The following is a 15280-nucleotide window of genomic DNA, read 5'->3' as shown; positions in this document are numbered from 1 at the left end:
TCATTTTGCACACGGGGTGTAGTGTGGCGGATACTCAGCGAAATTCCTTACTGATTTGCTCGATATCAGGGTTGGTTTCGGACGAAAATCAGGATACGCCTCCACCTCGGGCGGGCGCTGAAGGACTCGCTCTTATGCAAAGCTGCGGAAAGACCGTATTGTTACACTGAGTCGGCGCTAATCTGGCAATATGTCTTCTACTCAGCCAGCGTTCGGAGCGATGTTTCGAGAGCTGATCGAGCTGGGCGTTGTCGAGATCGACACGGAGCCGCTCGATGTCCGCATCGAGCGGCGACTCAAGGAATTCTGGGAGAATACGTCCTGTCCACGGTGCGGCCACCAGAGCATCGTGACCTGGGAGAGTATCGACCGAATCTGGTGCCGTAACTGCAATTTTAAGCCGGTTTTCACCTACGGAACGCCGTTCCACGAGAAACACCTCGCCTGCTGGGAGGTGCTTCTCGCGTTCACGCTGTACGCCGATACGTTGCTCAGTATCAACCAGATCGCGCCGTTTCTCGGTCGAGCCTATAGAACCGTCTACACAGCCATTCGAGACGTGGAAGCCGCGGTTCAGCGCGGCTTCCCCGTCGTCTGGAGCCTCCTCGATCAAACCATCGACGGACCGACGCAAGTCGACGAATCTGGCGAGGTCTATTCGGGCTACAAAGGCCAAGAGCCGCCGCGGAACAGCCGTTCTCGCGGCGGCTCGTCCCAAACTGGTCGATCTCGTTGGCGAGGCCGCCACGGTGATCAGATAACGCTGGTCGCGGCGTGCCGCGACTCGCTTCGCGTGATTCGCGGCCAACTTGGGATCGACTACAGCAGCGATCTTGAACCGGTGATACAGGAGGCTAAAGACCTCTCCCAGCCGCTGGGAGAGGTCTGAACCGACGGACTCCAGGCGTACCGACAGATGGACTTTGACCACCGAACGGTCATCCACAAAGAGAGGTATGTATCGCCAGAAAGCGTTCATATTAACCAAGCTGAGTGCCTGTTTTCGCTTGTCCAGCCGTGGTTGCGGAAGTTCCGCGGCCTGTCCAAGCAGGGCTTGGAACAGGCCGCTCACACCTTCGGAATCGTTCGCTCATTCAACATAGCGGGTGAATCCGTCGAGTCAATCGTTGATTGTCTCGTTATCGGGGTTTTCCGCAATTCTACATAAGAGCGAGACGATGGGGCAAGCTCTTATTCCTCTCTGTCTGTAACACTACTCGAAACTTCTTTATATACAAGTTTCGTACTGTGTTACACCGTGCTCCGGCGCATCGAACTCGAGGTCCTCGCCACGGTCGACCGCGGCGACACGATCTCCGAACTCGCGACGAAGCTCGACCACAGCGAGAGCTACCTCTCTCGTGCCGTCGGCGACCTCGTCGAGAAGGGGCTCGTCTACACGGAACGCGACGGCCGCCGAAAACGAGTCGTCCCGTCGGATGCTCGCGCCGTCGAACTCTATCAGGACCTCGTCCGCCAGTACTCCCACATCGAGTTCCCCGAGCTGCTGACCGGCAAGGCACTCGAGGTGCTGTACTACCTCGACCAGCCGCGAACCGTCTCCGAGATCGCCGACCGGAGCGACAACTACCGCAACACGGTCAACCGTGTCCTCAAGCGGTTTCGTGACCGTGGTCTCGTCGGGACGGCCGACGGCCGCTACGAGTTCAATGCCGACTTCGACCGCCTACACGCGTTCGCCCGTGAACTCGCACACCATCTGCATCGCCAACGCCTCGAAGCCGTCGCCCCGAAGGGCACGATTCTCTGGGAGGACTACGACGAATTCCTCCTCCAGGCCGAGATGGAGATCGACGCGGAGGCGTTCCACGAAACCGGCCTTGCTCGATTCGCGGCCTATGACCTCCAGTTCCTGCTCACCGGCCACCGCTACTACGTCTACTCCGAAGACCTCGACGCAGTCTCGCCGGCGGAGCTCTGCTGTCACACGCTGCTGATCGACGACGGCAGCCGACACCGCTCGTACTGTCTCCTCCTGCTCAGCCACGTCGACGTCGACGAGGAGGATCTCCGAGAGCAGGCGGCGAAGTATGGCCTCGAAGACGAAATCGACGCCTTGCTCCGCTACCTCGAGACGCACGGCGAGATCGACGACGACCGGCTCCCGGAGTGGGACGAGTTCCAGGAGTTGGCGGCTGACTACGAGGTGCCACTACCACAATGAGACCAACATTCGGACGCGAGTACATCGAGAACGAATTCCAGCGAATCGGAGACGGGCTATCTGAACCGCTCACGGTCTACCTGATCGGTGGTGGCGCGATGTCGCTACGCGACCTCAAGGGGGCGACGAAAGATATCGACCTTGTCGTCCCAGATGGCGACGCGTACGGTCAGCTGTGGGCCGTCCTGATGGACCTCGGGTATGCGGAGGTCCAGTCGCTGGATCCAGATTACCGGGCGCTGGGCGCGACGAGCTGCGTCGAGAACGACGATGGGTGTCGCCTCGACATCTTCAACCAGCAAGTCGCGAACAAGCTCGTGCTCACCGACGGTATGCAAGAGCGCAGTGAGCCGTTCCTCAACCTGGATCGACTGACGGTCCGGCTGGTTAGCAACGAGGATATCTTCCTGTTCAAGGCAATCGCAGGCCGCGACGACGACATCGAGGACATGAGTATGCTCGTGCAGGCCGGCCTCGATTACGACGTCGTCCGGGATGAACTCGAAGCCCAGATCGAACGCCTGGGGGACGATCAGTTCGCCACGTTCGCGAACGAGGCTCTAGTTGAACTCGAGGAGCGGTACGGAGTGACCACGCCGATCGAGGCCCGCGTCCAGGAGCTCACGAATAGGTACTACCGGGGGCTCGAAGTCCTCCAGGCACTCGACGAGCCGATGGCCGTCGACGAACTGGCCGCGGAACTGGAGCTGGATGACGAGGAGGTTCGGGACCGGATCGCGTATCTCTCAACGTTCGACCGGGTCCGTCGAGATGGCGACACAGTCCATCCCGTGGAGTAGCTCAATCGCTGCCCTACGGGGAAGGAAGGCGGCCGTCTGGTCGGGGAACGCGCCCCCGTTTGATCTCGTGATCGGCGCGACGCAGGTGCTTGCAGCCGCCTTCGGGTGAACGCTGCTGCCAGTCGGGACAGTCGTACCAGCGCTGTACCCTCGCCCCGTCTGCTGACTTCTCGCCGACGAGGACGTCATCGTTCGGACACTCGGGACAACTCAGTTCAGGCGCTGGCCGCTCCCGGAGCTCGTCACGGAACGATTTCGCGTCCTTCGTCTCGTACCCCCGCGACCAGATCGGGTAGCCGTCGACGAGGATTGCCCCACGCCACTTGTGCCGGTACGAGTCCGGTGCTCGATGCAGGACGGCTCGCGCACCGGTCTCGGTGTTCCGATACACGAGTGTTGGCGAGCGGCACTCGCGTCGCCAGTTGGTGATTCGGGGCATTGTTCAGAAGTGGACGTCGGCGGGCACGATCCAGAGGTCCTCGCTTTCCTCGAGGATTCGATCCAGCTGCTCGCGGTGGCGAATACCGGTTGCGTGTTCGGTGTACAGGAAGATCGTCGGGCCGTCGTAGGCGCCGACCTGGTGGAAGGCGTGCCGGGCGAGCTCTTCGTCGCGCATGATCTCCTCGTCGGAGAGTTCGTCGATGGCCTCTTTCACCCGGTCGAGATTGCGCTCGAACTCTTCCTTCGTCGCCTCCCACCCACGTTCGAGCAGGTCCTGGCCGTCATCGGAGTCGACAGGGGCTGCAGTCGGCAACTCTCCCCATCGCGCCTTCCCCGCAACGGACGTGTCCTCCTCATCGAAGGTCACGTAGTAATCGAAGACGGCGCCGGCGTGTGGGTCCGCCCCGACCAGGCGGTCGAACACTGACTTTCCGGTGGCCAGCGCGTCGTCGTGCGTCGATACTTCTACCAGTGTGTAAATGACCATATGCATCTCGAACACCTCGAAGCGCCGACGCTCTGGGGATCGTTGCTCGCTCCAGCTGCGTCGGCACCCATCGCCGGCGCTCGAAAAACTCCCCTCGTGACGGAGGGTTCTCAGGACTCGTCCGCTCGTTCGACAGTGATGGTCAGGTCGCCCGATTCGTAGTCGGCCTCGAAGTCGACGACGAATTCGTCCGCCTCGTAGGCGGCATGGTAAGCACGGTGGCGTTCGAGCGAGCCAGTCGCCTTGAAGTGGAAGAATGCGGCCGCCGTGTAGGGCTTGCTCTGGGTTTCGACCTGCGACTCGACGGATGCGGGGAGCGCGATCTGGGGCGTCTCCGTGTCGATACTCGCAGCGAACTCCTTTGCCTCCTCCACGGTCGCTCGCGAATGCGCCGGTGTCTCACCGGTGAGCACGTTCACCGGGGTTTCCGTCTCGTCGGTGAACAGGACGTCTTCGAAGGTGTGTCCCGAGGATCGCCTCGGGATCCAACTCGCAGTCGTGAAACGGGTCGTCTGAGGTCATCGAATCACGAGCCTACGGCAGGGCTCACCCATTCCGGCCCCTGAAAAACAGCAGCACTCACGAAGCAAGCAGGATCAAGAGTGATTCAAGCTCGCTGCTCTTGTAGAATTCCTCAATCAGTTATATATTCCAGCTGGCTTGCTGAATACAGGGCGCGTACCTCGTGCCTTGGTTGTGCCTGTGTACCGTGCCTTTTGTGCCTTCGTCATTGTCCTGATGTGAACACTATTTTCTGTCTACTGTCGGTATAATAGATGATGGAACCGCTCGAGATCGGACTACGGATTCTCGGTGGTATCGTCCTTATCGGGGTAAACGCCTACTTTGTTGCAATTGAATTCGCCCTGACCCGTCTCAGGCAGTATCCCGAATCGGAGTTCAACACGCCTGGACTCGAACTCGCCTGGGAGATGACTAACGACCTGGAGTTTTATCTGACGACGTGTCAGGTATGGATTTCTGGGACCAGTATTGCGCTGGGGATCATCGCCGAACCCGGACTCGCAGCCCTGTTCGAACCCCTGTTCGAGAACACGACCCTCGCATCGATCGGGGCTGGTTCGCTCCTCGGATTTCTTCTCATCAACCTGGTTCATCTCACCCACGGCGAACAGACACCGACGTACCTCGGCGTTGAGCGCTCCAAACAGGTCGCTCAGTATGGAGCGCGACCACTGTACTGGTTCTCCAAAATACTCGCTCCGGCCATCTGGGTCGGTGACTCGGTTGCAAAAGCGACACTCGGCCTGTTCGGCATCAAGATGACCCAATCGTGGACCGAAACCGGTGAGGAAGTTATCGAAACCCGTGCGGACCTCCGAAACGAGCTTGGGTCGGTGCTCAACGAGGGTGAGTTGGCCGAGGAACGCAGTGAGGAGGTTATGAACGCCTTGGCCATCGGCGAGCAGTCGGTGGGAGAAGTCATGATTCCGCCCGAGGAAATCGTGGCGCTGTCTACTGAGGATGATCCTGAATCGAACTTCCGGAAACTCGAAGAGCACCCACACACGCGGTATCCACTGATCGGTGAGGACCTCACCGAGTTCCGTGGCATCGTCTACAGCCCGGCCCTGTTCAACCGCCGTAAGGAACTGTCTGCTGGCAACGGTGCGTTTACTGAATTGGCAGCACCGACGATGACACTCTCACCGGATACCGACGTGAGCGACGCGATCGATCAGTTCCAGGCCGAACGGCAGGAGATTGCCCTCGTCATCGAAGACGGCGACGTGGTCGGGCTGGTTACCGTCACCGACCTGCTGGAGACGATCATCGGTGACCTCGAAGACCCACTTGACCAGGACAATCCCGATATACTCGACTAAAGAAAACATGCGCGGTCAGATGGCAGGTTTCGTTGCAATATCGGACCGATAGCTTCGACTGACTTGCACGGAGCCTCTTGCTGCGATACCTCCCCCAGGTGGTGAACGGAACCTCTGTATCTTGTACGCGACTCGTATCAACTGCAGAGGATCTCAATAGAGCCGGATCGCCCTTTCTGAACGGCGATTCCCTGGTCGGAATGAGCAGTTCTTGTTGATCGCGACCCACTCGGCCAGCTTCCGTTTCAGATACTGCCTCGCCGCCGACGGTGTGAAGACGCCTTTGTCGATTATGTCGCCGCCGACGTCTTTGAGGGCCGCGAACTGCCCTTTCAGGTGGCCGTCGCCGACCGGCTCGCCGTCGTACCAGCGCACCGTCGCAAGCGCGCCGTTCCCGACCGTCTCTCCCTGTTCGACTGTCTCCGAGTCGTACTGGAGGCCGAACCACAGCGTCCGATACGTAGTCACTTCGAACGTCGTCGACACCACGTAGAACGCCTCGTGGTGGAGGTAGTCGAGGTGGTCAGCGATGATCTCCTCCAGCGTGAGGCCGGTGGTGCGGGGCTTCGGCTCGACGAGAGTTGCCGGTCGGTCTTCGCCGGCGAGGTAGCCGTCGACGGCATCTGCCTCGAGGCCATCGGCCAGTTCCGCGATGAGCTGTTTTACCCACTTCGAGTCGGTGTCCTCGCCACCGAACGGCGTTTCAGCCGAGATTCGGTGCTTCAGCTTCAGGTTCTCAGTACCTCAGTGACTGTAGTGAAGCGTGTACTGTCCGTCGGTTCGTTCGTACGCAACGAGTGCGCGATGTCCCATCGAGCAATCACCTTGCAGGGCAACCCGCGACTGGTTCGCCCCGCACCCCTTCCGGGGGACGAACAACACTACTCGTCGATCGGTTCGGGGGAACTGAAATCCGCGCGGAGGGCTTCGACGCCGTACGTCGGTCTGTTCCGCCCCCTCCAGCAACTCAGCGATAACCAGGCGTTTGTGGCTGTCGTGTTTGACCAGTGGACGATTTCTGGTGTATCGTTGTCCCTTTCGGTCGGTTGTCTCGTCCGTCGCTATCGAACACGAGCGGGATAGGCCAGCGCCTCTCACCCATCAGGAGCTATACCGACACACTCGACGCCAACCGAACCCGCAGATGCGTCGCTTGCCTGAAAATCAAGACAGCTGCTGGACGTAATTGATCACTTGCTACCTACCTTCGTCGTCACGCGGAACGTCTCCGGTGGGTTGAGGAGACCTGCGATTGTCCCCATCGAGTGGATAACGGTGATCACCGGCGCCAGCGGGAGTGCCAGTATCCACTGACGGTGGTTGTCACCGTAGTAGATAACACCCAGAAGGAACCAGCCGAGCGTACACAGCGCTAGTCCCATGGACGCCACAAAGAACAACCCGCTATAGACGATCGTCACGCTCAGGAGCGACAGCGGGACGACGAGCAGGGTGACGATCGGCGAGAGCGCCCAGGCGTAGTTCCGCACCCGCGTCAGTACCTCGTACCGCAGCGGGAGCATCGCCGATGCCTGCACGTTGCCAGCCGCCCAGCGGCGACGCTGCTGCAGGATCTCGTACAGCGATGGCGGCGCCTCGTTCCGGCAGACCGCATCCGCCAGTGCGAACGTCACGTCGAACTCCTGAAACGCTGCCCAGACGAACGCGGTGTCCTCGACCAGCGTCTCACGATCCCATGTCGTCTTCTCTTCGACCTCGGTGCGAACAGCGATCCCGCCACCCCACGCGAACAGCGGAATCGAGAGTCGCGCGAATGCGCGCTGTTCGAACTGGACGCCCATCCGGTACATATCGGCCAGATAGCTCAGATTCGATCCCGTGCGGCGAGGTTTCTCGCGGAGTTGGACGATATCTGCATCCGGGAGCCCGTCTAGTGACTCGACGATGCTGTCCTCGTCGAGATACAACACGAACTCCTCCTGACAGTCCAGCGCCTGCCGCGCCCACTCCTGTGCGCGGCCCTTCCGGACTGCACGACACGTGAAGTCCTCTGGGACGACGTGGACTGTCGCTCCAGTCACGTCGATGGCCGATTCCGCGATCACGTGCACGTCCTCGAGCCCCTCGGGCAGGGAATCGACGGTCTCCTGGACGACCTCAGCGGCGTCGACAGTCATAATTCGAACTTGGATGTTCTCAAGGCCGTATTCGTTCGGCGGCGCCTCGTAGCCCGCCCCAACGACAGTCGTGAGGACGAACCAAACGAGTGCGGTGGCCCCGAAAAGGAGCGTCACGCCCCAGAGCGTGAATCCGAACAACGACGCGAGCCCACCATCCATGACGGCGGTGGTCGTTGCCTCCGCGTGGCCGGGGGCGGTACCCGGCTCGGAAAGAATGGTCGGTGCGAACAATGTCGCGGCCCCACCGACGAGGAGCGCCAGCGTGACCACGACCAGTGCGATACGTTCGGTGTTCATTATGTCGCCACCTCTCTCGCCAACCCGTATGAACCGTCCAAACGCTGTATCTGGATTCAGTCGTCTTCCCTCGGATTCACGGTTTTAATCCCGTTTAACTCGGACTAATCGAGGGACTGCACCGTTGTGGTCTCTGTTAGTCTGTGAAGAGGTACCGACCCACATGATAGCAGAATACGCTGCCGGACACCCCGCGTGACCGTGTCGCGCGCACCGGATCGCTTTCCGATACTGGAACTGCCGAGCGTGCGTCGACTGCTCCGTACACCCTCATCGAGGGATGTTGTACCGGCTCTGGAACGCCTCCCCTGAGCGTGGATGGAGACGCCAGTGAGGGGTCCGCGTGAATGTTCGTCTCGTCTCCGGCATCCGGCCGTGTGAGAAGGCTCACCTCTCCCAGGAGGCTTCTCGTGATCTCGACTCGTTCTCGATCCGCGTCGTCCAACCGGTCGACGTCGAGCCGATTGAGATTGCTGAGCACACAGTGCATCCGTTTACCCTGTTGGAACTGTTGCTCCACTGGAAGCGCCTCACCGCTCGCCGGCGCGGATAGGCCACCGTGACTGACGTCGGCCTTGCGGGCGTTCGCAGTGTTAACCAACAAAACGCGGTCTCGTTCGTCTCTATTGGTTAATCGACGAGTCCGTTTTCCACTATTCGCGAGCGGGCCCGTGACGAGCTGTGCTACATACGTGGCACTCCCAGATCGGTTGCCCCGTCCACGTCTCATCAGGGACCGAGTCGTGGGTACTGAATCGATGGGCAGTTGATCGCTCGCAGTGCTGACGGTCGAGTCGCTCTCTGGATGGTTCCGTGGCTTCCTTTCTGGACACCTCCCGTTCGTTGGTCGTGTCACTGAGAGCCATCTGATAGCCCTCGCACCCTTTCAGAGGGTGAAAACAAGTGGCTAGTCCGCGCTAGCGGGAGTACTGTCTACGTCGACGTCGTCGAGAAGTGGGTAATCGATGTGCATCTCGATTTTATCGAAGGGGACAACTGGCTGGATCGTTCCGCCAAGGCCTCCCTCCTTGAGCTCGAGGATACCCAGCACGTCCAGCTGTTTCAGATCTGCATGGATATCGGAGACGTCGCGGTCGACGAGTCGTGTAGCCTCACGCATGCTGGATGGACGCTCTTTGGCGATCGCCTGGATGAGATCAAGGCGCAGCGGAGTGAGGCTGTCGACGAGATCGTCATAGGTCCCGAACTGAAGTACTGCACGCTCATCGCTTGCATCCAGTCCATCAGCCTCGGCAGTCTGAAGTGAGATCTCGATACCGTTATTTGTCGGTGTCTTGCACCTCCCTATTGAATAAAAACCCGGCAGTGGTATCCGGACGGAAGACAAACACGGCCGCGTCTGTGAAAACGGCATAACGACCCTGCTGTGAGTCGTGGATCACGCGTGTCTCGGAGTCGATAGCGATATCGACGAGGCCTTCGAGCGAATCCATCGGGATAACTTCTAGATGCTTGGAGAACGCTGTCGGCAGGTCTCCGCCAGAGATCCACTCGTCGTAGCGCAGGCGATGGATCCTGTCACGCTCGCGATCAGCATCGAACTCCCTGCGCCCGTATCGTGCGGCGCCGAGGACCACACCACCGATCACCGAGAGGACCAGGAAGACCAGGGTCATGTGGGGGACAATGACGGAGCCAGCCACCGGAGACGTCGTCTGGAACACTTTGTCGCTAACTGGGGCGGCGTACGACGCCGTCGTTCGGTGTTCCTTGCTAACCGAAAGAACTGGGACACGGTAGGAGTCAGGACTGACGGTGAGTTCGGCCCGATCCTCGAGAGATCCTTCATAATCGTCACTGGAATAAGTGGTTTCGACGTGGAGATACGCGTTGACACTGCCAGCATCCCCGATCTCCGCACGCATCTCCCGCAGCGTGTCGGCGAGATCCGCGCTCTGAACCGTTGCCACACTATCGACGGTGGCGGCGTTCCCTTCTATCGTTCCGGATGTAGACGTTATCGCGTGTTTCTGCCGTCGAAATACGCCGTCCTCGGTCGAGGATGCCGTGTACAGGATCGAGACCTGCTGGTCGACAACGACGTCATCCGGCGGTGCTCGTGTCGTCGCGGTCACCGTAACACTCGGGGAGACTCCGCGGAGATACACAGGTTCATTGGTTAGCTCCTCGCCAGCCTGGTACATCGCGTGGTCGTTCTCGACCGTCGCTGTCGTGGTGGTCCCTGTTTCCACGAGCGACCGGTCGGTCACCTCAGTCACAGCCATCGTCGGCGGGAACACCATCGTGACGGCGACACCGATAAAGCCGACTAACAGCAAGAGAGCGCCGAGTTGACTAAGCATCCGGCCGTTCTCTGAAAGGAGATATCGAACTTTGGCGGCGCCAGTGGCCATCATTGAGTGGTATCCTCGATCGTTGCACTCCGATTCGTGGCGACGGCGTCGATACCGACGCTGTCAGCGGATGTATCGAACACGATTTTCTCATCGACGTAGGTGTCGTCGTCCGGTATCGCAACGTCAACAGCGACACTCTCGGTCGCGTCGAGATCGACAGTATACTCGTCCCCGACAGAGATACCGTCGACCACGAGATCTGCTTTCGTGGCCGACGCGTCGTTTAGCGTCACCGTCATCGTGGCGGTGTTTTGGAGGTTGTTCGTGACGACGACGAGCTGGTCCGTGTGACCGATTCTGACGCCTGTCGCGGTGTCGAGCGCGATGAGAGCCTGTGGGTCGTCAGTGATGCCGAGGGTCGCCCCCCGGTCGACATCCGCGGTCGAATACGAGGCCGCAGGTAACAGCGTCGCGCCAAGTAGTAACACGACTAGTAGTAACACGGTAGCGGGAAGTACGCGGCGGGACCGCGCCCGAGAACGACCGCTACTCATCGGAACTCCCACCACGAAGTACGTGACCGGGATCGCAATTCGATCGGTGCTTTGCCATCCACCACGAGCCAATGTACCCCGTAAAGCGGTGTGACGACCGTGCCGACAGAGGCGATCGCCGCCGCGACTGGGTGAAGCGTATGAAGGCTGCTCATGATTCCATAGGGCAGGACGGCCGGATAGTAGTGGGAACTCACCGTACCCTCGAGGGCGCCGGTACTCGTCTGGGCGGGGACCCTGACGACAACGTCGGAGCTGCCTCCGTTCGCGCCGATATCGAGAACCGTAACGCCAGCCCCCTCGACGAACTGGTAGGTGAATCGTGGGGCGCTTGCCACCTCGACGGACCGAGTCACCGACTCTCCGACCGGAATGATGCGGCCACCGCCTCCACCGTCGGTCGTGACCGCAGTAAACGCCATCTCGTAGGTCGGCGCCCCGTAGGCTGCGCGAGAGCACTTCCGAGGACAGCAGTGATGACAAGCGGTGTCATCAGATCGTTGACGCGAACGACATCGCGAGCACGGGGGTTCCGCTCGATGAATCCGCCGGCGAGTATCACCGCGAGCACGCCGAGTGGCCAGTACGTCGACAGCACGGCGACGACGCTTCCAAGCCGTGGAATAACGATCGGCTTGTTGCCGATGGTGAGGACTGTGCCGACGACACTGGAGTCAGTCACGACAGGATGGCCGGCATCCTGATCAGTCGATGGATTGTTATCACCTTTGGTAATATACCCCTCGTCGGTAAGGGCGACGACACGGTGGGTAACGTACTCGTCGCGGGTTGTGGAGTCGAACACGATGATGTCGCCCGAGGTGACGTCGCCAGTCGGACCGACGACGTAGCCGTCACCTTGCCCGATGGTCGGTTCCATACTGTCGCTGTATACGTACGAGAGCTGGAGCGGCGTCCCTGGCAGTAAGAGCAGGAGCAGACCACCAACCGCTACGAACGCCAGCGCTCGACGAATCATTCGCTGGACCGTCGAATTAGTTCGCCGTGAAGGTGAGTGTCCCGTCCAGATCTGTCGCACCCAAGGCTACCCCTGTAGTGTCAACGGTCATGACAACGCGGACCTCCTGAGCGGCAGCGGCCGTCCACGTTACGTCTGTCGTGTCGTCGACCGTACCAAGAGAGACAGCATCTGTCCACCCATTTGTGCCCTCCTCGAAGAGATCAAAGGTGACACCCGCGGTTCCGTACCCGAGCGTAAAGCTGCGCTCACTACCGTCGTTGTTCGTGATCGAGAAGGCGTGAGCCGTATCAAGGCTAGTCGAGTCGCCGAAAGTGAACGAACCGTCTGTATTCAGATCGGCCGGCGTGATCTTGAGGAGGTCACCGGTTTCAGTGATACCGTCGGTCGTCCCGGCGTTGAGGCCGATGAGTGCTGTAGAAGCGTCTGTTGCGACCGTGAAAGACGCATCTCGAGTGACGCTGGCGCTGGTGTATGCAGCCGTACCGACGCTTGTTCCGAGAATCGCTCCGATGCTTCCGATTACAGCTCTTCGTTGCATACAACCCCATTATAGCTGGAGACGGACAGGCGTCTCCGTTGACGTTCCAAGCGCCGGCCGTCGAGATGCTTGGATAGTAAACCCCCACCCCTTCGAATCACCCGCCAGCACAGTTTACTCGTCGTTCGCCGACACCGTCCGGGTCTGGCGGAACGCCTCGTCGAACAGCTGTCGCTCCGCGGCCCGGAGATGCTGGTACACCGCTTGGGAAGAGATACCGAGTTTCTCCCCGAGTTCTTTCCCGGTGCAGTGACGCGGGGACTGGAAATAGCCGTTGAGATACGCGGTATGAACGACCTCGCGCTGGCGCGTCGTGAGCGACTCGCGAAACGCAACCAGTCGCTCGTAATCGCTGCCGTCGGCGTTCTGTGTGCCTTTCGAGACCAACTGTGCGCTCGGATACCGATCCAGAATATCCGACGCGACATCCCGCAGGATATCCGTCTGTGCGATCTCCAGACCGACCTGAACGGAGTTCGGGGATGCAGATAGCTCCGAAATTCTGACCGGGTATTCCCGCAACTGCGCTCCGAGAAGTGGGGTTTCGAGATGAAGCTCGACGACACCGTCTGGCCCGTTGTCGGTCGCGATAGTTGCCGATCGGACCGCACTCATCGTGGCAGCAACCTCCGTTACGCTCTTCAGCGACGCCTCCTCGACAGCAGCGAACACCCGACAGGTGGCACCCGGTTCGGGAATAACCCCTGTCACGTCGAGTTCACAATCGGCGTCAGCGGCAAGCCGCCCGAAAAGATGATCAACGCCATCGATCTCGAACGCAAGTTCAGTTGTGGCACCCGACTGGAGCGCGTGACGCTGCTCGACGGACTGAAGTGTTTCGCCCACCGAGGATGCGATAGCCGACAACATTCTCTCGAAGCGCCCGCTGAACGCGTTCTGATCGGCCGACAGAACCGAGAGCACGCCGGACGTAACGCCATCTACCTCGATCGGGATCGCAACGACGGATTCGACACCGTACGAGAGCGCGGTTTGCTTCCACGGCTGTTGACGGATATCGATCGCCGTGTTTGCGACGCGAACCGAGCGGCCGGTCTGGAAGGCGACTATCGCTGGCTCTTCGCTCGAATCGAGCTCTAACGTAATATTGTCGAGATACTGTGGAATATTACCCGCCCACGCGCGACGATCCAGCACGCTCTCTTCAGTCGGAACGCCGATCCACGCGAGCTTCACGCCCTCGATATCGCTCACCTGGTCGCAAACTGCCTCGAATATCTCGTCTCGGGTTTCGGCTCGTAACAGGGACTCGTTGAGTCCTCGAAGCGTTGCATTCACACGTTCCAGACGGTGGAGTTCCTCGCTCTGTCGACTGATCTCTTGTTGGCCCGAATTGATCTCCTGTTCCCTCTCGAACCGCTCGAACGCCGCCGCAGCGGCGTTAGCCAGGATCTCCACGAACTCGCTATCGTGGGGCGCAACCGATCTCCTGTCGTCATACCCGATCGCGAGCACGCCTGCAGATCCAATCGGCATGAACAACGTCAGTCCGTGACCTGTGTCGTCTCCTGCCGCGGACCCAAAGGTCGACACATCATCTACCTCGATCGGACGGCCGTCGATGAAGGCACGGGCAAGCGGGTGATCCGGATCGAGTGGGACCTCGCTAGCAACGCTCGGAAGTGACATCGCGTCCACGACCTCCAACCAATTTTTTGACGATACGTGGCGGAACACTGCCCCTCGATCGGCAGCAAGCAGGTTGTCGACCGTGGACAGGACGCTTCCGGTCACCTGACGCGATTGATCGGCGGCGACGATATCAGTGACTGCTGTATGTAGCGCCGATAGCGTTTGTTCGTACCGCCTACGGTCAGTGATGTCGCGGGCCTGCGTCAGGACCAGCGAGCGACCCTTCACCTCGATTGGTTTGAACTTGAATTCCACCCAGAAGCGCTCGCCGCTCGCTCGCTGACAGCATTCCTCCGTGCTGGTCATTCCATCAGTCGCCGCTCGCTGGAAGTGATCGCTCAACGTCGTTTCCTGATGGTCCTGTCGCGGAATACTCCAGAGATCGTTCAAACCCATCGACAACAATTCCGCTCGCTCTACGCCAAAAATCTCCAGGAAAGCCGGGTTAGCGTCGATAAACGCTCCGGTCTCGGGATGGTTTAATGCGAAACCCTCGGCGGCTAGCTTGAAGAGTTCGCGATAGCTCATTTCCGCTCGCTCGCCTTCCACCACGTTCTCGATGCGTTGAGCTAACACCGGGAACTGCTGTGCGATATCTGACTTCCGAAAGTAGTCTGTCAACCCAGCTGAGATCGCCTCGCTGGCGACCTCCTCGGACCCTTTCCCCGTCAGAAGAATAAACGGGAGGTCTGGCCGGTCGGCACTCACTGCCCGGAGAAGCTCCAGGCCGTTCATTGTCGGCATTTCGTAATCCGAGACTATACACTCGATATCGGTATCAAGCCTATCGAGGACTGCAACTGGATCCCCAACGGAAGTAACGGTAAACGCCCCGTCGACCTGTTCGAGGCTATCCTGGAAGAGCGTCCGCATCTGATTGTTGTCGTCAACGTGGAGGACGTCGATAGAGTCTTTTTTTATGTAGGATTCTTTTGCCAATACCGTGTGCAATCCACTGGGTAGTTAATATCTTTTTGGCTCATTTTCTGTTTATATTATTTGCTGAATGAAAGCGGCTCTAATCTAGTATGAATCCG

Annotated in this window: 12 protein-coding genes and 5 pseudogenes; 4 read left to right on the top strand and 13 right to left on the bottom strand. The window is 59.6% G+C overall.

The window, feature by feature from the left end:
• Positions 1-190 precede the first annotated feature (190 nt).
• The 3 genes and pseudogenes from ACFQL3_RS01650 to ACFQL3_RS01640 all read left to right on the top strand — a co-directional run bounded on the left by ACFQL3_RS01650 (position 191) and on the right by ACFQL3_RS01640 (position 2985).
• A pseudogene (locus tag ACFQL3_RS01650) lies at positions 191-1168 on the top strand (IS1595 family transposase).
• Between the two features lie 90 nt (positions 1169-1258).
• Positions 1259-2185: a helix-turn-helix transcriptional regulator gene (locus tag ACFQL3_RS01645; RefSeq protein ID WP_377050267.1), complete on the top strand. Its 927-nt coding sequence runs from the start codon at positions 1259-1261 to the stop codon at positions 2183-2185.
• Positions 2182-2985, top strand: a complete 804-nt coding sequence (locus ACFQL3_RS01640; protein ID WP_377050265.1) for a DUF6036 family nucleotidyltransferase — start codon at positions 2182-2184, stop codon at positions 2983-2985. The genes ACFQL3_RS01645 and ACFQL3_RS01640 overlap by 4 nt, the downstream gene beginning before the upstream one ends.
• Before the next feature lie 103 nt (positions 2986-3088).
• Here the strand turns inward: ACFQL3_RS01640 and ACFQL3_RS01635 are convergent.
• The 3 genes and pseudogenes from ACFQL3_RS01635 to ACFQL3_RS01625 all read right to left on the bottom strand — a co-directional run.
• Positions 3089-3424: pseudogene (locus ACFQL3_RS01635) on the bottom strand (hypothetical protein); the annotation flags it as partial.
• A gap of 3 nt (positions 3425-3427) precedes the next feature.
• Complete coding sequence (locus ACFQL3_RS01630; protein ID WP_377050263.1) at positions 3428-3919, bottom strand: hypothetical protein; 492 nt, start codon at positions 3917-3919, stop codon at positions 3428-3430.
• A gap of 104 nt (positions 3920-4023) precedes the next feature.
• A pseudogene (locus ACFQL3_RS01625) lies at positions 4024-4435 on the bottom strand (hypothetical protein).
• Positions 4436-4692: 257 nt separating this feature from the next.
• Here ACFQL3_RS01625 and ACFQL3_RS01620 point away from each other — a divergent pair.
• Positions 4693-5760: a CNNM domain-containing protein gene (locus ACFQL3_RS01620; RefSeq protein ID WP_377050851.1), complete on the top strand. Its 1068-nt coding sequence runs from the start codon at positions 4693-4695 to the stop codon at positions 5758-5760.
• Positions 5761-5932: 172 nt separating this feature from the next.
• Here ACFQL3_RS01620 and ACFQL3_RS01615 read toward each other — a convergent pair.
• The 10 genes and pseudogenes from ACFQL3_RS01615 to ACFQL3_RS01570 all read right to left on the bottom strand — a co-directional run.
• Positions 5933-6573: pseudogene (locus ACFQL3_RS01615) on the bottom strand (DUF6735 family protein); the annotation flags it as partial.
• Between the two features lie 377 nt (positions 6574-6950).
• Complete coding sequence (locus ACFQL3_RS01610; RefSeq protein WP_377050261.1) at positions 6951-8198, bottom strand: glycosyltransferase; 1248 nt, start codon at positions 8196-8198, stop codon at positions 6951-6953.
• 337 nt (positions 8199-8535) lie between these two features.
• Positions 8536-8718, bottom strand: a pseudogene (locus ACFQL3_RS01605) (hypothetical protein); the annotation flags it as partial.
• A 387-nt stretch (positions 8719-9105) separates the two neighbouring features.
• Positions 9106-9474: a transcriptional regulator gene (locus ACFQL3_RS01600; RefSeq protein ID WP_377050831.1), complete on the bottom strand. Its 369-nt coding sequence runs from the start codon at positions 9472-9474 to the stop codon at positions 9106-9108.
• Positions 9475-9478: 4 nt separating this feature from the next.
• The gene (locus tag ACFQL3_RS01595; protein ID WP_377050259.1) at positions 9479-10576 is read right to left on the bottom strand and encodes a DUF5305 family protein; all 1098 of its coding nucleotides are present in this window, start codon (positions 10574-10576) and stop codon (positions 9479-9481) included.
• The gene (locus tag ACFQL3_RS01590; RefSeq protein WP_377050258.1) at positions 10573-11070 is read right to left on the bottom strand and encodes a hypothetical protein; all 498 of its coding nucleotides are present in this window, start codon (positions 11068-11070) and stop codon (positions 10573-10575) included. Before ACFQL3_RS01590 ends, ACFQL3_RS01595 begins: the two co-directional genes overlap by 4 nt.
• Positions 11067-11426: a hypothetical protein gene (locus ACFQL3_RS01585; protein ID WP_377050813.1), complete on the bottom strand. Its 360-nt coding sequence runs from the start codon at positions 11424-11426 to the stop codon at positions 11067-11069. The genes ACFQL3_RS01590 and ACFQL3_RS01585 overlap by 4 nt, the downstream gene beginning before the upstream one ends.
• Entirely contained in the window at positions 11423-12049 is a 627-nt protein-coding gene (locus ACFQL3_RS01580; RefSeq protein ID WP_377050811.1) for a signal peptidase I, read from the bottom strand. The genes ACFQL3_RS01585 and ACFQL3_RS01580 overlap by 4 nt, the downstream gene beginning before the upstream one ends.
• A gap of 16 nt (positions 12050-12065) precedes the next feature.
• Entirely contained in the window at positions 12066-12590 is a 525-nt protein-coding gene (locus tag ACFQL3_RS01575; RefSeq protein ID WP_377050254.1) for a hypothetical protein, read from the bottom strand.
• A 114-nt stretch (positions 12591-12704) separates the two neighbouring features.
• Positions 12705-15182 carry a bacterio-opsin activator domain-containing protein gene (locus ACFQL3_RS01570; RefSeq protein WP_377050809.1) on the bottom strand — a complete coding sequence of 826 codons (2478 nt, stop codon included), beginning with the start codon at positions 15180-15182 and terminating at the stop codon, positions 12705-12707.
• Positions 15183-15280 lie beyond the last annotated feature (98 nt).

Source organism: Natronoarchaeum sp. GCM10025321 (genome assembly GCF_042663585.1).
Classification (GTDB): domain Archaea; phylum Halobacteriota; class Halobacteria; order Halobacteriales; family Natronoarchaeaceae; genus Natranaeroarchaeum.
The sequence above is the reverse complement of the archived record's forward strand: the minus strand, read 5'-3'. Positions and strand labels throughout refer to the sequence as shown.